The sequence below is a fragment of the Leisingera sp. ANG-M1 genome, assembly GCF_000813745.1.
In the GTDB taxonomy this organism is placed as follows: domain Bacteria; phylum Pseudomonadota; class Alphaproteobacteria; order Rhodobacterales; family Rhodobacteraceae; genus Leisingera.
Genome location: NZ_JWLC01000025.1, coordinates 349923 through 373521, shown reverse-complemented (window position 1 = coordinate 373521; position 23599 = coordinate 349923). Strand labels below are relative to the sequence as shown.

Annotated in this window: 26 protein-coding genes and 1 tRNA gene; 19 read left to right on the top strand and 8 right to left on the bottom strand. The window is 59.5% G+C overall.

Annotated features, from left to right (window positions below; all coding sequences use genetic code 11):
- Window positions 1-189 precede the first annotated feature (189 nt).
- Complete coding sequence (locus tag RA19_RS21150; protein WP_039166554.1) at window positions 190-639, top strand: potassium channel family protein; 450 nt, start codon at window positions 190-192, stop codon at window positions 637-639.
- Here the strand turns inward: RA19_RS21150 and cls are convergent.
- A complete protein-coding gene (cls, locus tag RA19_RS21145; protein ID WP_039166551.1) occupies window positions 636-2045 on the bottom strand; it encodes a cardiolipin synthase in 1410 nt (469 codons plus the stop codon). The genes RA19_RS21150 and cls overlap by 4 nt on opposite strands.
- 145 nt (window positions 2046-2190) lie before the next feature.
- On the opposite strand from cls, the gene RA19_RS21140 reads away from it, so the two are divergent.
- Complete coding sequence (locus RA19_RS21140; protein ID WP_039166549.1) at window positions 2191-3054, top strand: YihY/virulence factor BrkB family protein; 864 nt, start codon at window positions 2191-2193, stop codon at window positions 3052-3054.
- Window positions 3055-3180: 126 nt separating this feature from the next.
- Window positions 3181-3369, top strand: coding sequence for a hypothetical protein (locus RA19_RS21135; RefSeq protein WP_039166547.1), 189 nt, complete (start codon window positions 3181-3183; stop codon window positions 3367-3369).
- A 2-nt stretch (window positions 3370-3371) separates the two neighbouring features.
- On the opposite strand, the gene RA19_RS21130 is transcribed toward RA19_RS21135, so the two are convergent.
- Together RA19_RS21130 and RA19_RS21125 are read right to left on the bottom strand one after the other, a co-directional pair.
- A complete protein-coding gene (locus RA19_RS21130) occupies window positions 3372-4088 on the bottom strand; it encodes an RlmE family RNA methyltransferase (RefSeq protein WP_039166546.1) in 717 nt (238 codons plus the stop codon).
- A 72-nt stretch (window positions 4089-4160) separates the two neighbouring features.
- Window positions 4161-5273 carry a Ppx/GppA phosphatase family protein gene (locus RA19_RS21125; RefSeq protein ID WP_039166544.1) on the bottom strand — a complete coding sequence of 371 codons (1113 nt, stop codon included), beginning with the start codon at window positions 5271-5273 and terminating at the stop codon, window positions 4161-4163.
- Between the two features lie 284 nt (window positions 5274-5557).
- Between RA19_RS21125 and RA19_RS21120 the strand changes: the two genes are divergently transcribed.
- The 3 genes from RA19_RS21120 to RA19_RS21110 are packed head-to-tail and all read left to right on the top strand — an operon-like array spanning window position 5558 to window position 7886.
- Window positions 5558-5854, top strand: a complete 297-nt coding sequence (locus RA19_RS21120) for a virulence factor (RefSeq protein WP_039166542.1) — start codon at window positions 5558-5560, stop codon at window positions 5852-5854.
- Window positions 5855-5880: 26 nt separating this feature from the next.
- Complete coding sequence (locus tag RA19_RS21115; protein WP_039166540.1) at window positions 5881-6807, top strand: methylenetetrahydrofolate reductase; 927 nt, start codon at window positions 5881-5883, stop codon at window positions 6805-6807.
- Between the two features lie 17 nt (window positions 6808-6824).
- Complete coding sequence (locus RA19_RS21110) at window positions 6825-7886, top strand: methyltetrahydrofolate--corrinoid methyltransferase (protein WP_039166538.1); 1062 nt, start codon at window positions 6825-6827, stop codon at window positions 7884-7886.
- A gap of 162 nt (window positions 7887-8048) precedes the next feature.
- Here RA19_RS21110 and RA19_RS21105 read toward each other — a convergent pair whose 3' ends face one another.
- Both RA19_RS21105 and RA19_RS21100 read right to left on the bottom strand, forming a co-directional pair.
- Window positions 8049-9365, bottom strand: coding sequence for an acyl-CoA dehydrogenase family protein (locus tag RA19_RS21105; RefSeq protein WP_241479114.1), 1317 nt, complete (start codon window positions 9363-9365; stop codon window positions 8049-8051).
- Between the two features lie 124 nt (window positions 9366-9489).
- A tRNA-Ser gene (locus tag RA19_RS21100) sits at window positions 9490-9579 on the bottom strand.
- A 122-nt stretch (window positions 9580-9701) separates the two neighbouring features.
- Here RA19_RS21100 and RA19_RS21095 point away from each other — a divergent pair.
- The 7 genes from RA19_RS21095 to RA19_RS21065 all read left to right on the top strand — a co-directional run bounded on the left by RA19_RS21095 (window position 9702) and on the right by RA19_RS21065 (window position 15989).
- Window positions 9702-10553 carry a DUF2059 domain-containing protein gene (locus RA19_RS21095; protein ID WP_039166533.1) on the top strand — a complete coding sequence of 284 codons (852 nt, stop codon included), beginning with the start codon at window positions 9702-9704 and terminating at the stop codon, window positions 10551-10553.
- A gap of 203 nt (window positions 10554-10756) precedes the next feature.
- Entirely contained in the window at window positions 10757-11311 is a 555-nt protein-coding gene (gene rplU / locus RA19_RS21090) for a 50S ribosomal protein L21 (protein ID WP_039166531.1), read from the top strand.
- Between the two features lie 11 nt (window positions 11312-11322).
- Entirely contained in the window at window positions 11323-11592 is a 270-nt protein-coding gene (rpmA, locus tag RA19_RS21085) for a 50S ribosomal protein L27 (protein WP_019297807.1), read from the top strand.
- Window positions 11593-11875: 283 nt separating this feature from the next.
- On the top strand, window positions 11876-12412 hold the full coding sequence (locus RA19_RS21080; protein ID WP_039166528.1) for a GNAT family N-acetyltransferase: 537 nt from the start codon (window positions 11876-11878) through the stop codon (window positions 12410-12412).
- 119 nt (window positions 12413-12531) lie between these two features.
- A complete protein-coding gene (obgE, locus tag RA19_RS21075; protein ID WP_039166524.1) occupies window positions 12532-13566 on the top strand; it encodes a GTPase ObgE in 1035 nt (344 codons plus the stop codon).
- Window positions 13554-14660 (top strand): glutamate 5-kinase, encoded by a 1107-nt coding sequence (gene proB, locus RA19_RS21070; protein ID WP_039166522.1) that lies wholly within the window; start codon window positions 13554-13556, stop codon window positions 14658-14660. The genes obgE and proB overlap by 13 nt, the downstream gene beginning before the upstream one ends.
- Before the next feature lie 63 nt (window positions 14661-14723).
- Window positions 14724-15989 (top strand): glutamate-5-semialdehyde dehydrogenase, encoded by a 1266-nt coding sequence (locus RA19_RS21065; protein ID WP_039166520.1) that lies wholly within the window; start codon window positions 14724-14726, stop codon window positions 15987-15989.
- A gap of 61 nt (window positions 15990-16050) precedes the next feature.
- Here the strand turns inward: RA19_RS21065 and RA19_RS21060 are convergent, their stop codons facing one another.
- Window positions 16051-16647 (bottom strand): histidine phosphotransferase family protein, encoded by a 597-nt coding sequence (locus RA19_RS21060; RefSeq protein WP_039166518.1) that lies wholly within the window; start codon window positions 16645-16647, stop codon window positions 16051-16053.
- A 34-nt stretch (window positions 16648-16681) separates the two neighbouring features.
- Between RA19_RS21060 and RA19_RS21055 the strand changes: the two genes are divergently transcribed.
- The 5 genes from RA19_RS21055 to tsf all read left to right on the top strand — a co-directional run bounded on the left by RA19_RS21055 (window position 16682) and on the right by tsf (window position 20476).
- A complete protein-coding gene (locus RA19_RS21055) occupies window positions 16682-16864 on the top strand; it encodes a DUF3553 domain-containing protein (RefSeq protein WP_039166515.1) in 183 nt (60 codons plus the stop codon).
- A gap of 106 nt (window positions 16865-16970) precedes the next feature.
- Entirely contained in the window at window positions 16971-17732 is a 762-nt protein-coding gene (locus RA19_RS21050; RefSeq protein ID WP_039166514.1) for a GNAT family N-acetyltransferase, read from the top strand.
- Complete coding sequence (locus RA19_RS21045) at window positions 17729-18559, top strand: lysophospholipid acyltransferase family protein (protein WP_039166513.1); 831 nt, start codon at window positions 17729-17731, stop codon at window positions 18557-18559. Before RA19_RS21050 ends, RA19_RS21045 begins: the two co-directional genes overlap by 4 nt.
- 188 nt (window positions 18560-18747) lie before the next feature.
- Window positions 18748-19521 carry a 30S ribosomal protein S2 gene (gene rpsB, locus RA19_RS21040; protein ID WP_039166511.1) on the top strand — a complete coding sequence of 258 codons (774 nt, stop codon included), beginning with the start codon at window positions 18748-18750 and terminating at the stop codon, window positions 19519-19521.
- 79 nt (window positions 19522-19600) lie between these two features.
- Window positions 19601-20476 carry a translation elongation factor Ts gene (gene tsf, locus RA19_RS21035; RefSeq protein ID WP_039166510.1) on the top strand — a complete coding sequence of 292 codons (876 nt, stop codon included), beginning with the start codon at window positions 19601-19603 and terminating at the stop codon, window positions 20474-20476.
- A gap of 527 nt (window positions 20477-21003) precedes the next feature.
- Here the strand turns inward: tsf and RA19_RS21030 are convergent.
- Window positions 21004-21759: a helix-turn-helix transcriptional regulator gene (locus RA19_RS21030; protein ID WP_039166508.1), complete on the bottom strand. Its 756-nt coding sequence runs from the start codon at window positions 21757-21759 to the stop codon at window positions 21004-21006.
- Window positions 21756-22205: a type II 3-dehydroquinate dehydratase gene (gene aroQ / locus RA19_RS21025; RefSeq protein ID WP_039166506.1), complete on the bottom strand. Its 450-nt coding sequence runs from the start codon at window positions 22203-22205 to the stop codon at window positions 21756-21758. Before aroQ ends, RA19_RS21030 begins: the two co-directional genes overlap by 4 nt.
- Window positions 22206-22661: 456 nt before the next feature.
- Between aroQ and RA19_RS21020 the strand changes: the two genes are divergently transcribed.
- Window positions 22662-23525, top strand: coding sequence for an acyl-CoA thioesterase (locus RA19_RS21020; protein ID WP_039166504.1), 864 nt, complete (start codon window positions 22662-22664; stop codon window positions 23523-23525).
- Window positions 23526-23599 lie beyond the last annotated feature (74 nt).

Below are 23599 nucleotides of genomic sequence, written 5' to 3'. Positions count from 1 at the left end.
CGGCCTCCGGGCGCTAGGGTCATCGTTTCCTGCTCTGGCACTGAATACGTGCGGTTGGCAGATGTCCAGTGCGTCACAATTGCAGGACCCTGCGTCAGAGGCGGCAGGATATGTAAATTCACATTGCAGAAGGAGTTTCCGGAGGGCAGCTATAGGTTGCCGGAGGTTCACAAGAAAGCGAGGCGCGGCATGACACTGTGGAGCCAGCTGCTGTGGGGGTCGATTTACCTGAGCGTTTGCCTGATCCTTGAGATCTCTGTTCTGGTTTGGTGCGCGTCAGTGCTGAACAAGCTGTCTGCGGGATTTGCCAAGCCCTACCGGGCCTGGCAGCTTGGCCTGATCCTGGTGGCGGCCATCTTTATCATTCTCGGCGGCCATACGGCGCAGGTGTGGATCTGGTCCGCAGCCTTTGTCCTGGTCGGGGCAATTGATGATTGGAACACAGCGGTCTATTTTTCTCTGGCCACCTATACCACCCTTGGCTACGGCGACGTGGTGCTGGGTCCGGCGCTGCGGATTTTTGCCGCCTTTGCTGCGGTGACCGGCTTGTTCGGATTTGGGATCAGCACTGCTTTTTTGGTCAGCGCCATGGGGCGCTTGTTTTCCGGGAACAATCAAAAAGGTCGGGAGATTTCTTAAAGCACAGGTGCCAGCAACCGAGCCACCGGGGCAAACAGGCGAACCGGCAATTTTTGGCGGTCCAGAGGTATCGTCAGCTCGGTTGCGCGTTGGAAATCCCTGCTCAGCATTTCCGCTGTCTCGGCCGCTGACAGCTTGTCAAAGAACAGCGCCATGGTTTCGAAATTCAGCCGGAAGGACCGGTTGTCGAGGTTTGCTGTGCCAATGCCGGCCAGCGTGTCATCAATGACAAAGCACTTCTGGTGCATAAAGCCGCCCTGGTAGCGGAGGATTTTCACACCTGCCGCCCGCAGCTCATCAAAAAACGCAAATCCGGCAAGCCAAGGGAGGTAGTGGTCAATGGTCTCGGGAAGCAGGAGCCGGACATCCAGCCCGCTGAGAGCCGCGTGCTTCAGAGCTGCGTAAACATCCTGATCCGGCACAAAGTACGGAGAGGCCATCCATATTCGCTCTTTGGCGGCTGCGATGGCGGAGAAGAACATCATCGAACAATTGCCCGTGTTGTCGCCGGGGCCGGTGGCAACAATCAGTCCCGGACGGTCCTGCGGCGATGGCTGTGCCTCCCAGTTCAGGAGCTCCAGAACGGGCTCCAGGGTGCGCCAATGCCAGTCTTCGGCAAAGGCCAGTTGCAACTGCTGCACAACTGGGCCCGTCAGGCGAACTTGGGTGTCACGCCAAGGACCAAAAGCTGGGTTCAGCCCCATATACTCGTCACCGGCATTCAATCCGCCGGTGAACCCGATGCGGCCATCCACGATGACCGTTTTCCGGTGGTTGCGGAAATTGATACGCAGCCGCTGCCAGGGGGCTCTGCGGGCTGCGGGGTCTATTGTATTAACACCGGCGGTTTCCAGCGCCCGGAAGTAGCTGAGCGGCAAGTGCCGACTGCCGATGCTGTCCACCATAAACCAGACGGTCACACCCCGCTCAGCGGCGGCAATCAGCCTGGCCTGGATCTGTTTGCCAAGGTCGTCCGGACGCAGGATGTAATACTGGATCAGGATATACTCCTGGGCGTTTTCAATCGCTTGAAAGATGGAGCTGAAAGTTTCCGAGCCGTTAACCAGCAGGGTCATGGAATTGCCGCGGCAGACAGCCAAGCCAGCGATGGCTTCAAAGGGCGCGGTATTGACGGCGAGCGTTCCGGCACCTTCGAAACGGGTGCTGTTGCGGAATGCCGTCACCGCCAGCTGAGCGTCCCGGCGGGCGCGCCAGTAGCCTTTGAACCGGTGATGACCAAACACCAAATAGGCGGGCAGGGCGGCGACTGGAGCTGACAGCAAGAACACAACCCAGCCAATTGCACCTTGAGGTGTGCGCGCGGTACGGGCTGCACTGAGAGCCGCCAGGCCGGCAGCCGTCCAGGTAATTGCCAGCGCGGCGGAGCTAAGAACAATCCAGAACATTCCACGGCCTAGAGATTTTGCCTTTACTTCAATCTAGTACCCCACGAGCCTCTCTTCCACATGCGGTGCTGCCAACAGGTGACGTCACGGGCAAATCCACTTTGGGTGTCTGGCCTTCCGGCGGCAGCTATGGAACTTTCGGCCCATGCCGATCCTGCCTCCTCTCCGCCGCTGGCCTGCGGCTCTGGTCACTGCTGCCCGCCGCTTCAGCCGGAAGAACGGTTGGGTGATGAGCAGCCATATTGCCATGTCGATGATGCTGGCGCTGTTTCCTTTTGTCCTTTTCACGGTCGCGCTGGCGGGCACCGTGGCAGGCGTTCTGTCGCAGGATGTGGAAATGGATAGCTTGACAGAGCTGGTCTTTGGAGCTTGGCCTGACTCGGTTGCCCAGCCAATACTGGCGGAGCTCGAGGCCGTCCTGAAGACATCCAGCACGCAGCTGGCCACATTGGGCGGTCTACTAGCCTTGTACTTTGCGTCAAACGGCGTGGATGCCGTCAGGATTGCCATGGTGCAGGCCTACCACGACACCGACACCCGCCCGTTTTGGAAAACCCGCGGAATCTGTGTTGGGCTGGTAATTCTAGGCGGTGCCGGCATTCTGGCGGCCGCCGTTTTTGAATTGCTGTTGCCGCTCTATGTGCGGTTCCTTGCGGATATTCTGCCCCTGGGCCGCCTGTCCGGCCAATGGGAGCAAGGGCTGAGCGGCCTGCTGGCGCTGCTGCTGCCTGCAGGCGCTGTGATCGCTTTCCACGTGTTGCTGCCAGGGCGGGTGCACAGGGTCCGGAGGATTCTGCCGGGTGTTGTGCTGACACTCCTGCTTTGGGCAGCAGCAGGCAGCGGCTTTGCCTTTTATGTCAGCTCTTTTGCGCAGTATTCGGCGACATATGCCGGCTTGGCTGGCGCCATGGCAGCAATGATCTTTCTCTATCTCAATGCGGCGATTTTGATCCTCGGAGCTGAGTTCAATGGTGCGCTGATAGATATGGCGGACGGGCGGAAACAGTAACTCCCGGTATTTTTGCAACTGTTTCCTAATCTTCAACAATAAGGCAGCTTTGCCACATTTCAGCCGTTCTGCGGACCCAATCCCTTCCTAGTTTGCAGAAAAGCAGCGGAACCAGAAGGGGCCATCATGACGAAACTGCAAAACAAACTGCGTCATTTGCGGCTGTTTGAGCTGATGCGCCAGCGGGAAATGGCAAGCCATGTCAGCCGGAAGCTGCGGGTGTCCCGGCTGACAGACGGCGAGGGCGAAGAGGCCATCCTGCTGCGCAACCTGGCCACCCGGTCTCTGACAACCCCGCACAGCCGCAGGATCTGAGATCAGCCGCGGAAGCCGGTAGCGACCACAAATTTTTCGGAGCTGTCCGACCGTGAGGAGGGCGGCTTCATGTTGTAAACTTTGGTGAACTTCTGCTTCAGCAGTTTTTGCAGTTCTCCCTCGGCACCGCCGGCCAGAACCTTGGCGACAAAGGTGCCGCCTTCCTCCAGCACGTCAAAGGCAAAATAGGCTGCGGTTTCGCACAACGAGATGATGCGCAGGTGGTCTGTCTGCTTGTGACCCGAACTGGCAGCCGCCATGTCCGACATGACAACATCTGCCTTGCCGCCAAGCCATTCCTTGACCTTGTCGTCGGCGCCATCGTCCATGAAGTCGAGCTGATGAAACTCCGCCCCGGCCAAGGGTTCAACTTCCTGCAGGTCCACCCCGATGATCCGGCCAACGGCTTTGCCCGGCTTTTCGCCAAGCGAATTGATCCGTTTCACAGCCACCTGAGCCCAGCCGCCCGGCGCGCAGCCCAGATCGACAACCCGCGCACCGTTGACCAGGAAGCGGAATTTATCGTCCAGCTCCATGATCTTGTAAGCCGCGCGGCCGCGGTAGCCTTCGGCCTGGGCGCGCTTCACATAGGGGTCGTTCAACTGCCGCTGCAACCAGCGGGTCGAGCTGAGCTTGCGCCCGCGGGCGGATTTCACTTTGACTTTCAGGTCGCGCTGGCCGCGTCCGGATGTGTTTTTGCCAGTTGGTGTCTTTGCCATTTCGCCGCCTCCCGGGCCGGGCCCGGTGCCTCAGAATTCCAAGCCATGGGACATAGGGTATTTTAAACGCATTTAGAAGGGGCCGTCTTCCAGAACCCCGTCCGCGCTCATTTGCGCATAAAGCAGCCCTTCGCGCAGGCCGCGGTCAGCGACCGAAAGACGGTCGGTCGGCCAGCAGCGCAGCAAAGCCTGCAGAATGGCAGAACCGGACATGATCAGCGCTTGCCTGTCCTCGCCGATGCGGGGATCGCGGCGCCGCCCCTGGGGGCCTAGTTCCAGATAGCCGCGGATCACTTTATCGATCTGATCGCTGGTCATCCGGAGACCATCCACTTTGGTCCGGTCATAACGTTTAAGCCCCAGATGGGAAGCGGCCACCGTTGTGACGGTTCCGGATGTGCCGACAATCTGGAACCCGGCACGGGTCTGCTCATCCTTGTAGGGCGCAAAATCAGCCAGGTTTTCCTCGAAGAACCAGCTCATCAGCGCAAAACGGGCCGCGTCATCTTCCACATCGTTGAACTGATCGCGCAAAGTAGCGACACCCAAAGGCACCGAAATCCAATCCACCACTTTGGCTGCGGGGAAGGGGCTTTCGCCGGGGTGAAAGCCATTGTGCAGCCGCATGATCGCCGAGGGCCGGTCGCGCCGGGGCACCGAGGAAATGTCGATCCAGACCAGTTCGGTCGACCCGCCGCCGATGTCGACCACCAGCAGCTGCGCGGTCTTGGTGGACACCAGCGGCGCGCAGGAGATCACCGCAAGCCGTGCTTCTTCCTCCGGCTGGATAATTTCCAGCGTCAGACCAGTCTCTCGTTTCACTTGGCGGATGAAGTCGCGCGCATTCTTGGCACGGCGGCAGGCCTCGGTTGCGACCAGCCGCATCCGCTTGACCTTGTTGCGTTTCAGTTTCTGCTGGCAGATCCGCAGCGCCTGAATGGTGCGCGCCATCGAGGACCGCGACAGCCGTCCGGTCCGCTCCAGCCCGGCGCCGAGCTGCACCGACTTGGAGAAACTGTCGACCACATGAAAACCGCTGCCCTTGGGCTGGGCGATCAGCATGCGGCAGCTATTTGTACCCAGATCCAGCGCCGCATAAAGCGCATCGGGATCGGGACGGGCCGGTGCAGGGGTCTCAACCGCCTTGGGAAACGCGCCCGCACCTTTCGAGCGCCTGGGCGCCATGATTCACGCCCTCCGATTATCGTGTTAAGGATGACAATAGGTGCGCTTCTGCGGCGGCGCAAGCGCCGGGCAGCAGAAGTGGAGCAATTTCCGCCCGCTACCGGATATCTCATAATCCACATGAATATTTTTGCGCGCGCGCCCTGTGGCTTTCACGACCTGACAAAGCTAGGGTCCCGGCAGCAAAACGTCGCTCAATCCCATCGTGTTGTCGAAAATCGACCAACTTACCGCGCGCCGCCACTCTAGAAAGTGGTCTATCCAGGCTAGGAGGAAATCAAGGCATGCCCGACGTTACGATCGTATACTGGCGCGACATTCCTGCGCAGGTCATCGTTGGCAAAGGTCGCCGCGGAGCCAAGCGCCAGCTCGAAGAACGGTTCGAGCAGGCTATCGACCGCGCGGCCATGAAGGTGAACGCCAAGGACAGCGACGCCTATCTTGCCGAATGGCGCAAGGCAGAGCCTTTTGCCGCGGAAGGCGAGGCGGCTGAGATCGCTGAAGCCGAGGCAACCCGCCTGGAAACGGAATATGATCAGGACCGCCTGAAAGCGCTGATCGCAAACGACGGATGGGCGTGAGCCTGACACCACTATGGGAGGCCGTGATGGCTTTGCTGAACTTTAAGAAACGCGATTCTGGCGCAGGCCAGGCAGCTACCCCCGAAATGGAGGCCTTTCTGAAGGGCTATTCCATCGAAGTGATGCCGCGTACCGCCGCCAAGGTCGAAGATTTCCGCGACCTGCTGCCTGCAGGCACCCGCGTTTACATCGCGCATATCGAAGGCACTCCGATCGAAGACATGGTCGCCACCGCCAAGCGCATCGCCGGCGAAGGCTATGACGTGATGCCGCACTTCCCGGCGCGGATCATCAAGGACAAAGCCACCCTGGGCGACTGGATCAACCGGTACCAGGGCGAAGCAGGCGTCAAGCAGGGCCTGATCCTGGCCGGCGGCGTTGCCAAGCCGCATGGCGATTTCGATAGCTCGATGCAGCTCTTGGAAACCGGCCTGTTTGACGAAGCGGGCTTCACCAACTTGCATGTGGCCGGCCACCCCGAGCCGAACCTGGACATCGACCCCAATGGCGGCCGTGCCAACACCTATTCCGCTCTGGACTGGAAGCAGGAGTTCTCCAAGCGCACCGACGCCGAAATGGCACTGGCAACCCAGTTCTGCTTCGAAGCCCAGCCGGTGATCGAATGGGTAAACGAGCTGAAAGAGCGCGGCATGAACCTGCCGGTCCACATCGGCATCGCTGGCCCCGCCAAGCTGCAGACCATGATCAAATTCGCCATCGCCTGTGGTGTCGGCCCGTCGCTGAAAGTGCTGCAGAAGCGTGCCAAGGACGTCTCCAAGCTGCTGCTGCCGCATGAGCCGGGCGAGATTCTGGCGGATCTGGCAGCCCACAAGGCGGCCAACCCGGACTTCCAGATCGAGAAGGTCCACTTCTTCCCGCTGGGCGGCATCAAGACCAACGCCACCTGGGCGATCAACAACGGCGGCGAGTCCGCCAAGCCGGTTAACTCCTGAGACCCTAAGGATCAAAAATGACCCGTACAGTCGTAGAATCAAAAACAAAAACCGCGATCCTGGGCTTTGACGAGCCCTTCTGCGTGATCGGCGAGCGCATCAACCCGACCGGCCGTAAGAAACTGGCGGCCGAACTGGAAGCCGGCGATTTCTCCACCGTTGAGAAAGACGCGCTGGCTCAGGTGATGGCGGGCGCCAACATCCTCGATATCAACGCGGGTGTGGTGTACAACTCCAACCCGAACCCGAACGAGACCGAGCCGCCGCTGATGACCAAGATCGTCGAGCTGGTGCAGGGCCTGACCGATGTGCCGCTGTGCATCGACTCCTCGGTTCCGGGCGCTCTGGAAGCTGGCCTGGCCGCTGCTGAAGGCCGTCCGCTGCTGAACTCCGTGACCGGCGAAGAAGACCGCCTGGAAATGGTGCTGCCGCTGGTTAAGAAGTACAACGTTCCGGTTGTGGCGATCTCCAACGACGACACCGGCATCTCCGAAGATCCGGAAGTGCGTTTCGCCGTTGCCAAGAAAATCGTTGAGCGCGCAGCCGACTTCGGCATCCCGGCGCATGACATCGTGGTTGACCCGCTGGTAATGCCGATCGGTGCCATGGCAACCGCCGGCCAGCAGGTGTTTGAGCTGGTTCGCAAGCTGCGCCTGGAACTGGGCGTGAACACCACTTGCGGTGCCTCCAACATCTCCTTCGGCCTGCCGAACCGCCATGGCATCAACAACGCCTTCCTGCCGATGGCAATGGCTGCCGGCATGACCTCCGCGATCATGAACCCGGTTGCTCTACCGATCACTCAGAAGAAGATCGCCGAGAAGAAAGCCGAAGTCGAAGCCGCCGGCATCATCCTGCCGGAAGGCATGGAAGACGAGGCATTTGTTCAGATGTTCGGACTGGGCTCCACCAAACCGAAGGCCGGCAAGGAGATGGAAGCAATCCGTGCGGCCAACCTGCTGACCAACAACGACCCGCACGGCGGCGAGTGGATCAAATTCAACAAGGCACCCGCTGCAGAAGGCGAAGAGGGCCGCGGCCGTGGCGGCCGTTCCGGCGGACGCCGCCGTCGCGCCTGATCTGCGCAGCTGACAAACTTTCGAAAGCCGGGCCAAGCGCCCGGCTTTCTTTTTCGGCCCCTGGGGGCAGACTGCGGATGTTCTGCCAGAAGGCTTCAGCAAAGCCTGGGTTTTGAGCGGCAATTCCTGTATGCGGTGTTCTGCTTCATCCGGACCATCGTTTCAGTAGATCCCGTCCACGGGCTGCCCAAGCGCCATTGCACCTGTGTACTCCGTTTGCGCCTCTTTCTGCAGGGGATGATAGCGGGCCGCCTGAATGTCCCGGAACCGGCGTTCAAGTTCGGCTTTGCGATAAAATCCCGCGCCGCCGGCCAGTTCCATGGCCAATTCGGCAACACGGATTGCATTTTCCTCAACCAGGTGTCGGCCAACCATGACGTCATTGACGGTTTCCGCCGATGGCGCATTGCGCTCAGACGCCGCGATCATTGTTTCGTGCGCCATGCGCGTGGCTGCAAGCGCAGTGTCCAGCCGCCCGGCAAGCGATTGCAGCCGCGGCGATGCGGGTTTCTTTCGCGCCATGCCTATGGCGATCTCCCGCGCGCCCTCCGCGACGCCAAGATAGACGGAATAGATCAGCGGCGTGGCAATGGAAGACACCAGCTGAAGCGCCGGATGCCATTCGCCGGCCTTCCGCTTGAGGAGAATGCTCTCCTCCGCGACAAACAGACCTTCAATCATGATGTCCTGCGACCCGGTCGCCCGCATACCCATCGTGCGCCATGTGTCCAGCACTGTGACTTCGGGAGCCTGCATCGGGACGGCGAAATGCAGGAAGGTTGCCTCGCCGCCTTCTTCGCAAATCGCTCCGGTCATCAGCAGGTCCGCCGCCGGCGCGCCTGAACAAAACATTTTGCGTGCCGTTACCCGGTAGCCGCCGTCGACCCTTTCAGCCTTGCCGGAGCCGCCAATCCAATCGGACCCGCCTGAACTGGAGAGAATGAGCCGCCCCGCAGCGACCCGGCGCAATAGCGGTGCCACCTGTGGCCGGGCGGCGTCTTGATGGCGCCAGCGCCAAGCCGGGATGGCGACCTGATGCGTATGCATGGAAAGCGTAAGCGCAGTGGAGCCGCAAGACTGGGCAATGGTCCGCAGCACAGTGCTCAGGGAGCGCACGTCAGCGCCGCCTCCACCCAGCTCAACCGGAACTGCGGCGTCGATCAGGCCGTTTTCCTTTAAGTCGCCAAAGTTGATTTCGGCAAAGCGGTCATTTTCGTCATGATCGGCGGCTCTTTCGGCAAAGAGCTTTCCAAGCCTCGCAGCGACCGCCGCAAAATCTGCAGATTGCGGTTCGGGATCAACACTTTTGTCCATGGTTTCAGCCCTCCAAAAATTTGGAATGAGCTCATCCTGCCGCTCTTTTAGGGGTGTCGCTACCCTATAAGTTGCAACTTCGGGAGGGCCGCGGTCTGAAGCGTAGACTTTTTCTTCTTCTTTTACGAGCCAGCTGCCATGCACGGCAGGCGGGTTGAAACGCAATAAAACCGCCTGTCAGGGCTGCTGGAAGAACTAAATGGTTCTGGAATCTGAGCTGACACGCCGCCCAAGGCTTTGTGCCTCCGCATAGGGCAATGCTTTTGGTGCAGCGGTCTCAGGGGGATAATGGCGGAGAGACAGGGATTCGAACCCTGGGTGGGCTTGCACCCACAACGGTTTTCGAGACCGCCCCGTTCGACCACTCCGGCACCTCTCCGCGGGGGTCTGGTGGGGCAGCGTTTAAGGTTGATTCCGGACAGGTGCAAGTGAGAAATGCGGCTTTGGCAAAAAAAGCCGGTTTCCCGTTGTCAGCCAAAGGTTTTTGCCTAGATTTGCCTTATGCGTAACACTCTTCAATTGCCCGCCGTTCTGACCCGCGTTCTCTTGTTGCTCAGCCTGGCATTTTTTTCTGCCGTTCAGCCGGCAGGCGCCGCTGACCGCGACCGGGTGGAAGCTTTCCTTGAAGTGACCGGCTTTGACGTTGCCTTGGACAGCATTGCATTGTCTGCTTCCAGCGCGCCGCTGATGCTGGGGGTTGATACCGGTTCCTTTGGAAGCCAGTGGACCAAACTGTCAGAAGATGTATTCGATACCTCGCAGATGCGCGTGCTCGCGGTGGACATCCTGGAAAAGACCTTGGATGACGAGGCACTGGACCATGCCGCTGATTTCTACGCCAGCGATTTGGGGCAGCGCCTGGTTCGGGCCGAGAATGCGTCACACATGATTGAGGACGATGAGGTGAAGCAGATTGCCGGCAATCGCATCATCTCGGATCTGGTGAGGTCCGGCAGCAAACGCGTTGCCATTTACCAGCGTATGGGCACAGCTATTGACGCTGCGGGCACCGGCGTGAAGGCGCTGCAGCAGATTCAGTTCCGGTTCCTGATGGCAGCTGCCGCTGCGGGGGTTATAGAGCTTGAACTGGACGCAGACGGGCTGCGTGCCTTGCTGAAGGAGCAGGAGGGGCAATTGCGGCTAAGCCTGCAGGCCTCCAGCATGGCGGCCTCGGCCTATACCTATCAGGAGTTCACAGACGCCGAGGTGCAGGCCTATGTCGAAGCGCTGGAAGAGGCGCCAATGCAGAGGGTGTACGAGCTGCTGAATGCGGTACAGTACGAGATCACTGCCAACCGTTTCGAAGAGCTGGCGCACCGCATGGCCGAGCTTACCCCGGGGCAGGATATCTGAACCTGAGGTTCTTTCGGCAGGACCTATGGAAAACAGGTTGACACAACAGCGTTTCCGAACCATAAGCCCGCATCCCGGCCCGGAATCCGTGCGCCGGGGTTTATTTGTAATACGCCTCCGCAAGGGGCGCGCTGTTCGAGGCGGCATCTGCCGAAACACCCGCAAGGGGGCCGTAGGACGCGGTTAGAAAAGGAAAAACGCACATGTTTGCGGTCCTCAAGACTGGCGGCAAGCAGTACAAAGTTCAGGCGGGCGACGTGCTCCGCGTTGAAAAACTGGCTGCTGATGCTGGCGAAACCATCCAATTCGACGAAGTTCTGATGCTGGGCGGCGACGCACCGGTTGTTGGCGCTCCGCTGATCGAAGGCGCTGCTGTAAAAGCAGAGGTCATCGACCAGATCAAAGGCGACAAGGTCATCAACTTCGTCAAGCGCCGCCGGAAGCACTCCTCCAAGCGCACCGTCGGCCACCGTCAGAAGCTGACCCTGGTCCGGATCACCGAGATCCTGGCGTCTGGCGCAACCAAAGCCGCTCCGAAAGCAGCCGCCAAAGCAGCACCCGCCGCTGAAGCAGCCGGTTCGGACGACCTGACCCAGCTGACCGGCGTCGGCCCAGCAGCTGCCAAGAAACTGGCAGAAGCAGGCCTCACCAGCTTTGCTCAGATTGCAGCCTTGTCCGAAGACGACATTGCTGGTATCGAAGCAATCAAAGTGAAGCCCGAGTGGGTTGAGCAGGCCAAAGAGCTGGCCAAAGGCTAAGGAGAGAGAGAATGGCACATAAGAAAGCTGGCGGTTCCTCACGTAACGGCCGCGACTCCGCGGGCCGCCGCCTTGGCGTGAAACTCTATGGTGGCCAGGCTGCCATCGCAGGCAACATCATCGTGCGTCAGCGCGGCACCAAGTTCTGGGCCGGCGAAGGCGTTGGCATGGGCAAAGACCACACTCTGTTTGCCACTGCTGACGGTGCTGTAAGCTTCCGCAAAGGCCTGAAAGGCCGCACCTTTGTATCGGTTCTCCCAGTGGCGGAGGCCGCTGAGTAAGCCGACCCGAACGGTAAAGAAATCTTTAGGGGGATCGGCTATACAGCCGGTCCCCTTTTCTGTTTTCCGCATGCGAGTTTGTGATGATTTCCCCAGCAACGACAAAGGCCCCGTCTGCTGCTTTGCACCGGCATGGTGCTCACGCTGCACGAACGGGAAGTTTTGTGAAATTTGAAGGCGGTATGCCTTGCCCTTGTGGCGAAGCGTACACATCTGAACGGAACCGCCGCAACAACAAGGGCAAATGCCACCGGAAGACTATTGGCAGAGGAGGAGCACACCCATGAATCTGGAACAGATCGTGAATCAGCAGGTCATCGAAACCGAGCGCTTCATTCTGCGCCCGCTGCGAAAATCCGATGCGGGGCTGATCTCCCACTATGCCGGTGAGGAACGTGTGGCCCGCATGACCCGTTCAGTGCCGCACCCGCTGCCGCCCGGCGCGGTTGAGGCTTATGTTGCGCGCGCAATGTCGGAAGACCGCGACGAGGATGTCTGGGTGATCGACGGAACCGTGGATGGCGATGCCGAGCTGAAGGGCGTTATTGGCCTCAAGCGGATGGACCGCAACCAATCGGAAGTCTCCTATTGGACAGCGCCGCCGTTTTGGAATACTGGGCTTGCCTCTGCCGCTTTGAAGGCGCTGGTGGATGCAAATCCGCAAAACAATGATGCGATGTTTGCCGTCGTGTTCCAGGACAACCCGGCCTCGGCCCGGGTGCTGATCCATTGCGGCTTTGATTACCTGGGCGACGCTGAAAGCTACTCTGTGGCCCGCGACACAACCGTCCCAACCTGGACCTACAGCCGAAAACTGTGATTGGCGCGGCGCGCGCTTTACGGTAAGGCAAACGAAACATCCCGCAAGTGTCCCAAGCGCTTGCGGGACACTTGTACTGCGCGGACAGGGCAGGGTGCCTGCCGCATTAAGGAGCTGTCATGAAATTCCTCGATCTGGCAAAGGTCTACATCCGCTCGGGCGCCGGCGGGAACGGCTGCGTCAGCTTCCGCCGCGAGAAATACATCGAATACGGCGGGCCGGACGGGGGCGATGGCGGCAAGGGCGGCTCGGTCTGGGCCGAAGTGACCGAAGGTCTGAACACCCTGATCGATTTCCGCTACCAGCAGCATTTCTTTGCCAAGAACGGCCAGTCCGGCATGGGGCGCCAGCGCACCGGCAAGGACGGAGACGACATAATTCTGCGTGTTCCCGTGGGGACAGAGATCCTGGATGAGGACGAAGAGACCGTTCTGGCCGACCTCACTGAGCCCGGCGCCCGCGTGCTGCTGGCGAAGGGCGGTAACGGCGGCTTCGGCAACCTGCACTTCAAATCCGCCACCAACCAGGCACCGCGCCGCGCCAATCCAGGTCAGGAAGGTGTCGAGCGCACCATTTGGCTGCGGCTCAAGCTGATTGCTGATGCAGGCCTTCTGGGCTTGCCTAACGCGGGCAAGTCCACCTTCCTGTCAGCAACTTCGAATGCCCGGCCGAAGATTGCGGATTACCCGTTCACCACTCTTCACCCGAACCTGGGCGTGGTCGGTATCGACAATACCGAGTTCGTTGTTGCTGACATCCCTGGCCTGATTGAGGGCGCTCACGAAGGGCGCGGCATTGGCGACCGCTTCCTTGGCCACGTCGAGCGCTGCGCGGTGTTGCTGCATCTGGTGGATGGTACGTCGGAAACCGTGGTCGAGGATTACGAGACCATCATTGGCGAGCTCGAGGCCTATGGCGGCGAACTGGCCACCAAAACCCGGATCACCGCGCTGAATAAGGTTGATGCAATTGATCCTGAAGAGCTGGCAGAGAAGCGAGCTGCGCTTGAAGAGGCCGTTGGCGGGCCGGTGCTGCTGATGTCCGGCGTCAGCCGGGAAGGGGTGAACGAAGTCCTGCGGGCCCTGCGCAACGAGATTGACGACGACCGCCTGCGCATGAAGCCTGCTGAGGAGGAAGCACCTTGGCAGCCCTGAGTTCCGCCAAGAGGATCGTTGTCAAGATCGGCTCAGCTCTGCTGGTGGACCGGGAAACCGGGGAGTTGCGCGCAGGCTGGCTGCACTCGCTGGCTAATGACGTCGCCTGGCTGAAGTCGCACGGTACGGATGTTGTACTGGTCTCCTCGGGGTCTATCGCTTTGGGCCGCGGTGTTCTTGGCCTGCCTCATGCAGATTTGCCGCTGGAACAGTCCCAGGCTGCCGCTGCAGTCGGGCAAATCCGCCTGGCCCGTGCTTATGAAGAAGCGCTGGCGCCGCACCGGATCACCACCGCACAGGTGCTGGTGACGCTGGAGGACAGCGAGAACCGCCGCCGCTACCTGAACTCGCGGGCGACGCTGGAGACGCTGTTGAGCATGGGCGCCGTGCCGATCGTCAACGAGAATGACACCATCGCCACGGATGAAATCCGATATGGCGACAATGACCGGCTCGCCGCGCAGGTTGCAGTGACGGTTGGCGCTGATTGCCTGATCCTGCTGTCCGATGTCGACGGTTTCTACAGCGCCAACCCCGCGCTGGATCCCGATGCCAAGCGCTATGACCGGATTGACGAGATCACGCCGGAGATCGAGGCGATGGCAGGAGATGGCGTCTCCGGCCTGTCCAAAGGCGGCATGATCACCAAACTGCTGGCCGCCAAGATGGCGACCGCAGCTGGCTGCGCCATGGCGATCACTGAAGGTTCTCCGTTGAACCCTTTGAAATCTCTTGAGGAAGGTGCAACCTGCACTTGGTTCACCGGGCAAGGCGATCCGCAGGGTGCCCGCAAGCGCTGGATCAGCGCGATGAAGACCCGCGGCGTGATCACAATCGACGACGGAGCCGCACGCGCGCTCAAGTCCGGCAAAAGCCTGCTGCCCGCAGGCGTCCGTCATGTGGAGGGTGACTTTGGCCGCGGCGATCCGCTGGCCATCCTAGGCCCAGACGGCCACAAGCTGGGCCAGGGGCTGTCACGCTATACCGCTGACGAGGCCCGTGCCATCCAAGGGCGCCAATCGCAAGAGATCGAGGCGACGCTGGGTTATCCCGGCCGCGCCGCGCTGATCCACCGCGATGACATGGCGCTTTGAGCGAATTAGAAGATAGATTATTCCAGCCGGGCATTATCAGGAACCGGCGAGGGTGCGAGACATATGAGCAATACTGAGAATATTCCCGCCGTGATGGCGGAGCTTGGCAAGCGTGCAAAGCAAGCTGCGCAGATTCTGGCCACAGCCAGTGCAGAACGCAAACACGCTGCGCTGATCGGCGCGGCCGAAGCGGTCTGGAACCGCCGGGCACAGATCATTGCAGAGAACGCCAAGGACCTGGAGTTCGGCCGGGGCAAGGGCCTGTCGGATGCAATGATGGACCGGCTGATGCTGGATGAGACCCGTATCCAGGGCATCGTCGACGGCCTGCGGGCGGTGGCTGAGCAGCGCGACCCGGTTGGCGAAGTGATGGAAGAGTGGGAACAGCCCACCGGCCTCAAGATCCAGCGCGTCCGCACCCCGCTGGGTGTGATCGGCGTGATCTATGAAAGCAGGCCGAATGTCACCGCGGATGCCGGTGCACTCTGCCTGAAATCGGGCAACGCGGTGATCCTGCGCGGCGGCTCCGAAAGCTTTCACTCTTCGCAAGCGATCCACGCTTGCCTCGCAGAGGGCCTGAGATCCGCAGGCCTGCCGGAAGACGCCGTGCAACTGGTGCCGACCCGTGACCGGGCGGCAGTGCAGGAACTGCTGACCATGACCGATTATGTCGACGTCATTGTGCCCCGCGGCGGCAAGGGCCTGGTCGGCCTGGTGCAGCGTGAGGCGCGGGTGCCGGTCTTTGCCCATCTCGAGGGCATCGTGCACATCTACCTCGACAAATCCGCCGACCCGCTAAAGGCGCTCGACGTGGTGCTGAACGCGAAAACCCGCCGCACTGGCATCTGCGGCGCCGCAGAATGCCTGCTGATCCATAGCGATATTGCGGACACACTGGGCAAAGCGGTTCTGCAGGCCCTGTCAGGCGCAGGAGTGGAGATCCGCGCGGAGGCGGGTTTGCCCGGCCCGGACGGCATGGCAGCCGCCAGCGAAGAGGACTGGGGCAAGGAATACCTGGACTCGATTATTGCCGCCAAGAAGGTGGCAAGCATTGATGAGGCGATCCAGCATATCCGCACCCATCACTCGCAGCATACCGATTGCATCATCACCGAGGATGAAGCAGCAGTTCAGAAATTCTTTGCTGAACTGGATAGTGCAATCCTGATGCACAATGCCTCCACCCAGTTTGCCGATGGCGGCGAGTTCGGCATGGGTGCGGAAATCGGGATTGCCACCGGCAAGATGCATGCGCGCGGGCCGGTTGGCGCAACCCAGCTCACCAGTTTCAAATACCTGGTGCGCGGCGACGGAACCACCCGCGCCTGAGCCCTTGGAACGCAAAACGCCGGGCAAGACGCCCGGCGTTTCTTTGCGCAGTTGCAGAAGATCAGAACTGCAGTGTGATCTTTTCCAGGTTTTGCTCCAACCACACCGTGCGGTTGGCTTCTTTGGCCGCCTCAGGCAGCAGAGCGAACTGGACAAGGGCCGGGGTTATTTCAGCGTTTGAGTTGCCGCCGCTGACCCGGGCCCACAGCTCATCATCGACGTTCAGCTTGCTGCCTTCACCCATGACAGTCCATTTGCCATCAGCACAGAAGATCTTGACCGTGCCGCCATAGGGCAGGGCCGACTCCAGGCAGAGCGCCGACAGCAGCGCCAGACGGGCTTCGCTTCGGGTGCAGCCTTCCAGCGGCGACCATTGGTACTTGATCCGGCCGGACTTGGAAATGTCTTCCAGCACCGAGACCACCTCGGCACGGCCCATCTGCTGGTCGCCGGCAGCGCCAAAGGCGATGCGGAAGAAGCGGATGCGGGCATTGGCATTGGCGACACTGTCGGAGATCAGTTCCAGCTCGGGCCCGGACATGCTTCCGGCCATGCCCAGCAGTTCCAGCCCATTGTTAATGGCGCCGACAGGGCTGATCAGATCGTGACAGATCCGCGACCCTACCAATGCGGCCAGATTGGCGTTATCTACACCCATAACTTCTACGTCCTCCGAACTGGGCCACCCGCCAATGAATGACCTCAATGCTATTTTCACCCCCGGCATGTTCGTCCGGCACCCGGATCACCCCGAGTGGGGCGTCGGCCAGGTGCAGTCGAACGCGGGCGGCAAGATCACCGTGAATTTCCCAGACCAGGGAAAGCTTGTGATCGATGGAGCGCGCGTCTCCCTTATCCCCGTCTTTGAGCCATAACGGTTTATGAAGGGTTAACGAACTCTCTCAAACTTGTCTGAAATCTTGCGCTTTCTTTGCCTTTTGGGCTAGTTGCGCGCAAGCCTGAACCATGCAGGGTAGCCGAATGCAAGACCGCGCCCCGGAATTTTCCGTGAAAATAGCAGAAACAGAGGCAGAGCTGCGCGCGGCACAGGCGCTGCGCTATGAAGTGTTTGTGCGCGAGTTGGGCGGCGGCGGCGAGATGGTGGATCACGAGGCGGGTTTGGAATGCGACCGGTTTGATCCATTCTTCGACCATATGCTGGTGACGGACGAAACTGCGGGGCAGGTTGCCGGCGTCTACCGGTTGCTGCGGGATGACCAGGCTGCAAGAGCCGGGCAGTTCTATTCCGAGGATGAGTACGACCTGAGCGTGCTGAAGGCCTCGGGACGGAAGCTGCTGGAACTGGGGCGGTCCTGCCTGCATGCGGACTATCGCGGCGGCATCGCGATGTTCCACCTTTGGTCCGGTCTAGCAGAATATGTCGAGACACATGGCATCGAAGTACTATTCGGGGTCGCTAGCTTTCACGGCACCAACCTGCAGGCGCTGGCCAATCCGCTGTCGATGTTGCATCACAGCCATTTGGCCCCACCCGAACTCCGTGTGATGTCAAAGTCCTTTGAAAATATGGACTTGATCCGCAAAGATGATTTGGATCGAAAACGTGCCATGGTCGATACCCCGGCCTTGATCAAGGCCTATCTGCGGCTTGGCGGTTTTGTCGGTGAAGGCGCTTATATCGACCATGGTTTCAACACCACGGATGTCTGCCTGATCCTGGACACGGCGCGGATGAACGAGCGCCAGCGCAGGATTTACACCGGAAGCCGCGGCCGCGCATGAGTGTCAGCTGGCATAGCGAAGAGGCGCCGGACCCGATCCGGATCACCGCTGTGGGCTGGGGGCTGGTGCTGCTGCGCGGGCTGCCGCTGGCACTGCTGGTTTTTGGCGGGCTGCTGGTTCTGCTGGCCATCCGGCTGATCGAGCGGCCGCTTTTTGGTGTTCAGCGGCCGGTCACGCCATTCATCACCCAGTTTGTCTGCCGTATTGCATTCCGGATACTTGGCATCAAATACCGGACCCGCGGAGCACTGATGCAGCAGCCGGGGCCGGTGGTGGCCAATCACTGCTCCTGGCTGGACATTTTTGCACTGAATGCGCGCAAGCGGATCTATTTCGTTTCCAAGGCCGAAGTTGCCAAATGGCCTGGTATCGGCTGGCTCGCGCGGGCGACTGGCACAGTGTTCATCGAGCGCAACCCCAAGAAGGCAAAGGAGCAGGCGGAGCTGTTTGAGCAGCGCTTGAAGGCAGGCCACAAGCTGCTTTTCTTCCCGGAGGGAACCTCGACTGACGGACGCCGGGTTTTGCGTTTTAAAACAACACTTTTCGCGGCGTTATTTAATGATCACCTGCGGGACGGCCTGCATGTTCAGCCGGTCTCGGTTGCTTATCACGCGCCAAAGGGGGCGCCGGTTCGGTTTTACGGCTGGTGGGGCGATATGGACTTTGGCCCGCATCTGCTCAGCGTTCTGGCAGCCCGCCGGCAGGGCTCTGTTGAACTGATCTATCATCCGCCGCTGAAAGTGTCCGGGTTTCCGGACCGCAAGAGACTGGCGGCCCGGGCCGAAGAGATCGTGCGTGCGGGCCACCAAAACGCACTGGAGGGTTGAAAACCAGGGCAGGGCAGCAATTTCCGCCAATCCGCTCTTGCCAGCCTTAGGGAAGTGATTTATAGGCGCGCCTACGAACCCGCAGGCGGGGTTTGGCCTGATCAGGGGAGACATCCCTGACGGACCCCCGGTTGGAGCATCTGCTCTGAACCCCCGCCGAGGATAGAAACCGGAAAGGAAAGAATAGCATGGCTCTTCCCGAGTTCACCATGCGTCAGCTGCTGGAAGCTGGCGTACACTTCGGCCACCAGACTCAGCGCTGGAACCCGCGCATGTCGCCGTTCATCTACGGCTCGCGCAACGGCATCCATATCATGGACCTCACCCAGACTGTTCCGATGCTGGACCAGGCGCTGCAGGTTGTCCGTGACACCGTTGCCAAAGGCGGCCGCGTTCTGTTCGTCGGCACCAAGCGCCAGGCAGCCGGCCCGATTGCTGAAGCAGCTGAGAAGTCCGCTCAGTACTACATGAACCACCGCTGGCTGGGCGGCACCCTGACCAACTGGAAAACCGTTTCCCAGTCGATCAACCGCCTGAAGGAAATCGACGAAAAGATGTCCGGCGGCGCCGAAGGCCTGACCAAGAAAGAGCGTCTGGGCATGGAACGCGACCAGGAGAAGCTGCAGGCCTCCCTGGGCGGCATCCGCGAAATGGGTGGCGTGCCGGATCTGCTGTTCGTCATCGACGTGAAAAAAGAAGCGCTGGCGATCGCCGAAGCCAAGAAACTGGGCATCCCGGTTGTGGCTGTTGTCGACACCAACTGCTCCCCCGATGGCGTTGACTTCATCATCCCGGGCAACGACGACGCATCGCGCGCCATCTCGCTGTACTGCGACCTGGTGGCCCGTGCGGCTCTGGACGGCATGTCGGCTCAGCTGGGCGCCGCTGGCGTTGACCTGGGCGCGCTGGAAGAAGCACCGGCAGAAGAAGCCGTTGCTGAAGAAGCAGCCGCAGACGCCTGAACCGTCCTGTCACGGAATTGACATGCGGGGCAGGGTACCACCTGCCCCAAATCTGTTTTTGAATTGAGGAGAGCCTAAGATGGCAATCACTGCAGCAATGGTGAAAGAACTGCGCGAATCCACCGGCGCAGGCATGATGGACGCGAAGAAAGCCCTGGTCGAAAACGACGGCAACATGGAAGCCGCTGTTGACTGGCTGCGCACCAAAGGCCTGGCGAAGGCTGCCAAGAAATCCGGCCGCACCGCCGCAGAAGGCCTGGTTGCTGTTGTCGTTGACGGCGGTAACGGCGTTGCTGTTGAAGTGAACTCCGAAACCGACTTCGTTGCGAAGAACGGTGAATTCCAGGAAATGGTTGGCGGCATCGCCAAAGCAGCTCTGGGCGCCGCAGACATCGACGCGCTGAACGCAGCGGACCTGGGCGGCAAATCCGTTGCCGACACCCTGACCGACAAGATCGCCACCATCGGCGAGAACATGTCGCTGCGCCGCATGGAGAAGCTGGAAGGCGACGCGGTTGTGTCCTACGTCCACAACGCGGCCACCCAAGGCATGGGCAAAATCGGCGTTCTGGTTGCCATGAACGGTGGCGATGAAGCTTTCGGCAAGCAGGTGGCAATGCACATCGCAGCTGTGAACCCGGCGGCTCTGTCCGAGGCCGACCTGGATGCAGCCGTGGTCGAGAAGGAAAAGCAGGTCCAGATGGACATCGCCCGTGAATCCGGCAAGCCGGAGCAGGTGATTGAGAAGATGATCGTGGGCCGCATGAAAAAATTCGTGGCGGAATCGACCCTGCTGAACCAGCAGTTCGTTGTGAACCCGGATCTCACCGTGGAAGCCGCAGCAAAAGAAGCCGGCGCCACCATCACCGGCTTTGTCCGCGTGGAAGTCGGCGAAGGCATCGAAGTCGAGAAAGAAGACTTTGCTGCTGAAGTGGCGAAGGCTGCTCAGGGCTGATAGGCGATCCGCCTTTAGACAAGAAGCCGGCGGGTCCTGCCCCGCCGGTTTTTTTGTGCGCTCTTGCCCCCAGTTTTGTCAGCCAAGCTCAGATCTTCTTGACGGTGTGAAGATCAGAAGCGAAGGCGGATGAGGAACCACTTCGCCTGGTTTTGTTGTCGGGGTCTGGTGGTTTGTGAGGGGCCCCACTGATGGGGATGGATGGGACCCCTCTGTTTCTGGAACAGGCGCGGAAGAATACGCGCCCATTCCTGAACAGGTAGGAGAGCCTTGAAATCGCAAGGATCGATACCCAAAGTTCCTTGGCTAAGCCACCACTCACGGAACATGTGCAAGATGCAGCGAATTACTGCCTTAAGGTAGTATAGAAAACCATACCTTTTTGACGCTAATTGACGTCTAGTGCATCCGGGATTTTGCGAACCGCTAAAATGAAAAAGTGCGCATTTCGCGCACTATGAAAAAGAGTATTTATTTCAGATGTTTAACTAAATTCTTGAAGGCACAATCTGACACTTAGCCGAGTGTCAGGCATCAAGGATGTACATCTGATTGTGCAGCGCGGCCTTCAAAACCGCTTGGGCGGTTGTCTCGACCGAAAGAGATTCCCGGGCCAGTCGCAAGTGCTTTTCAATCGTTGCGGGAGTAAGCCCCATCAGCAACGCAATATCTTGGGTCGTCTTGCCGTCACCAACCCACTGCAGCACTTCCCGCTGCCGTTTGGTCAGGCTGCGGTTCGGTGCCGTGTAGGGCAGGGTGAGGATCTTGAGATGGGCGACATTGTTCATCAGCACAATATCGCTGCCTTTCTCCTCCCAAAGCGCGTCAACTTCATCCTGAGACACCCCGGGCTTGGCCGCCAGCGATATTGCTCCCTTATAGCGGTTGGAAGCCGAATAAAAGCTGACCGTATAGCCGGCGTTCATGTCCAGCTTCTGATTGAACTCATGCACTTTCTTGGCCTGCGGTGTCAGCGTGCCTCGCGCAGCCATTTCCTGGACGATGCGCCAGCTGCCGGCGCCTTCGTTGTCCAGTGCCCAGCGGAGCATCGGCGCGTGGAAATACAGCCCTTTGTGCAAGAAACCGTTCAGATACTCGCTCTCGTGGTTGGAAAGAATAACGAAATCATCCGGATCGCCCAGCGAGGTTTCCGTCTTGTAGCGGGTATAGCCGTAGATCAGCCGGTCGAACCCGAATTCGGCCATTTGCTGAACATGGCCGTGCCACAGCTGCTCCAGGCTTTCGGCGCCGCAGAGGAAATTCAGGTACTTCTTGACTTTCATTCCGCGCCAGCCTCTTTCAAATGGTTTGCCAGCGCATCCAGTGCCAGCACATAGCCATGGGCGCCAAAGCCGCATATCTGACCCAGTGCAGCTTTGGAGATATACGAAACATGCCGGAACGGCTCACGGGCATGTATGTTCGAGAGATGCACTTCTACAGCGGGGAGCTCGACAGAAATCAGCGCGTCCATCAGGGCGATGGACGTATGTGTATAGGCGCCTGCGTTCAGGACAATACCCTGATGCTGTCCCTTGGCGGCATGGATAGCATCGATCAAGGCGCCTTCATGATTTGACTGCAGACAGTCAACCGAGAGGCCGAGCGACTTGGCATGATCAGCGCAAGCTTGTTCAACCATAGCCAGCGTGACCGAGCCATAGACTTCCGGCTGGCGGGTCCCAAGCAGGTTTAGATTAGGTCCATTCAAAACCAGAATACTCGGCATTGGCTGTATTTCCTCGCAGTTCTTCACGTTGAACTATTACGGCAAACAAGCGGCGAAAGCGAATACACAAAGCCGCGGGAATCCCAAAAATTATGTTTGAGGTAAATAATGTAACAGGGATCCGAGTCATTCCGCGGCACCTTGGCCGCTGCAAAAAAGTTCCGTAATCCATGTGAAAACCTGGCATTAAATCGGGCGGCGAATACAGTGATCCGTCGGCATGTTTTTCCAGGAATCGCAACAATCACGGTCTCAAATTGCAGGAACAGAGCCAGTAGCTCAGCGGCACGGACTGGGGAAAACCACTCGAGGATATGAGATATTTCCTACAACACGTTGTTCAGGAGAAGAAAAGTCCGGAAAACTTGTTGCTGAAGCGGTGTTTCGGCGAGGAGCTGTTTTGTCCGGCCGCCGGACCAGATAGGATCCGCTGCAAACAATGAAAGCGCGGAAGACATGAATGAACCAGCCAAAGCACTTCTTGATCTGCTGGACCTTGAGGTATTGGACAGCAATCTTTTCCGCGGTACAGGGAGCGGCGGTGAAACGCCGACGCGGATTTACGGCGGGCAGGTGATTGCACAGGCGCTTGCCGCCACATATTCAACTGTAAACAACCGCTTGTGCCATTCTCTTCATGCATATTTCATCCGTCCCGGCGATCCAGCTCGGCCAGTAATCTATGAGGTGGACCCCGCTCGTGACGGCCGCAGTTTTACCACCCGCCGCGTGGTTGCGATGCAAAATGGAAAACAGATTTTGAACCTGGCGGCGTCCTTTCACGCACAGGAAACTGGGTGGGACCACCAACACAGAATGCCGGATGTTCCGCCGGCTGCTGATCTGGAACCGCGGCAGGAGATTTTATTACGCAACGCATTGCGCGTAACTCCAGACAAACGCGGAGAATTCATCCGGCCGCGCCCGTTCGAAATCCGCGAAGTCGAGCCGCGGGATCCTTTGACGCCGGAAAAGACGAGCGACGTCAACAGCATGTGGGTGCGTATGGAAGCAGCCAAAGGCGCAAGCCCTCAGCTGCAGCACATTCTAATGGCATATGTTTCGGATTTTGGACTGCTTGGATCTTCGCTGCGGCCGCATGGGCTAACATTCCACAATCCCGACGCCATGACCGCCAGCCTTGATCACGCATTATGGTTCCATGCTCCGGTTCAGTTTGAGAACTGGCATCTGTATGCGATGGATGCGCCGTTTACGGGCAACGGCAGGGGCTTCAACCGTGGATCCATTTTCACCGAGGATGGCCAATTGGTCGCCAGCGTAGCCCAGGAGGGATTGCTTCGCCCTCTAAGTGGCTGAAAAGACAGGTCAAGAGCGCCAGCGTGCATTCCTTGGCATGCTCCAGGGTTTTCGGCTAATTTAACATAATTCTG

Coding starts and splice junctions, on each gene's coding strand:
- RA19_RS21115 (WP_039166540.1), top strand. CDS start 5,881: ATGGCTTTGCTGAACTTTAAGAAACGCGATTCTGGCGCAGGCCAGGCA.
- RA19_RS21130 (WP_039166546.1), bottom strand. CDS start 4,088: ATGGCAAAGACACCAACTGGCAAAAACACATCCGGACGCGGCCAGCGC.
- RA19_RS21080 (WP_039166528.1), top strand. CDS start 11,876: ATGAATCTGGAACAGATCGTGAATCAGCAGGTCATCGAAACCGAGCGC.
- RA19_RS21020 (WP_039166504.1), top strand. CDS start 22,662: ATGAATGAACCAGCCAAAGCACTTCTTGATCTGCTGGACCTTGAGGTA.
- RA19_RS21055 (WP_039166515.1), top strand. CDS start 16,682: ATGAATGACCTCAATGCTATTTTCACCCCCGGCATGTTCGTCCGGCAC.
- RA19_RS21045 (WP_039166513.1), top strand. CDS start 17,729: ATGAGTGTCAGCTGGCATAGCGAAGAGGCGCCGGACCCGATCCGGATC.
- aroQ (WP_039166506.1), bottom strand. CDS start 22,205: ATGCCGAGTATTCTGGTTTTGAATGGACCTAATCTAAACCTGCTTGGG.
- RA19_RS21135 (WP_039166547.1), top strand. CDS start 3,181: ATGACGAAACTGCAAAACAAACTGCGTCATTTGCGGCTGTTTGAGCTG.
- RA19_RS21125 (WP_039166544.1), bottom strand. CDS start 5,273: ATGGCGCCCAGGCGCTCGAAAGGTGCGGGCGCGTTTCCCAAGGCGGTT.
- RA19_RS21030 (WP_039166508.1), bottom strand. CDS start 21,759: ATGAAAGTCAAGAAGTACCTGAATTTCCTCTGCGGCGCCGAAAGCCTG.
- RA19_RS21050 (WP_039166514.1), top strand. CDS start 16,971: ATGCAAGACCGCGCCCCGGAATTTTCCGTGAAAATAGCAGAAACAGAG.
- RA19_RS21110 (WP_039166538.1), top strand. CDS start 6,825: ATGACCCGTACAGTCGTAGAATCAAAAACAAAAACCGCGATCCTGGGC.
- RA19_RS21150 (WP_039166554.1), top strand. CDS start 190: ATGACACTGTGGAGCCAGCTGCTGTGGGGGTCGATTTACCTGAGCGTT.
- rplU (WP_039166531.1), top strand. CDS start 10,757: ATGTTTGCGGTCCTCAAGACTGGCGGCAAGCAGTACAAAGTTCAGGCG.
- RA19_RS21140 (WP_039166549.1), top strand. CDS start 2,191: ATGCCGATCCTGCCTCCTCTCCGCCGCTGGCCTGCGGCTCTGGTCACT.
- RA19_RS21065 (WP_039166520.1), top strand. CDS start 14,724: ATGAGCAATACTGAGAATATTCCCGCCGTGATGGCGGAGCTTGGCAAG.
- RA19_RS21120 (WP_039166542.1), top strand. CDS start 5,558: ATGCCCGACGTTACGATCGTATACTGGCGCGACATTCCTGCGCAGGTC.
- tsf (WP_039166510.1), top strand. CDS start 19,601: ATGGCAATCACTGCAGCAATGGTGAAAGAACTGCGCGAATCCACCGGC.
- cls (WP_039166551.1), bottom strand. CDS start 2,045: ATGTTCTGGATTGTTCTTAGCTCCGCCGCGCTGGCAATTACCTGGACG.
- RA19_RS21095 (WP_039166533.1), top strand. CDS start 9,702: ATGCGTAACACTCTTCAATTGCCCGCCGTTCTGACCCGCGTTCTCTTG.
- RA19_RS21060 (WP_039166518.1), bottom strand. CDS start 16,647: ATGGGTGTAGATAACGCCAATCTGGCCGCATTGGTAGGGTCGCGGATC.
- rpmA (WP_019297807.1), top strand. CDS start 11,323: ATGGCACATAAGAAAGCTGGCGGTTCCTCACGTAACGGCCGCGACTCC.
- rpsB (WP_039166511.1), top strand. CDS start 18,748: ATGGCTCTTCCCGAGTTCACCATGCGTCAGCTGCTGGAAGCTGGCGTA.
- obgE (WP_039166524.1), top strand. CDS start 12,532: ATGAAATTCCTCGATCTGGCAAAGGTCTACATCCGCTCGGGCGCCGGC.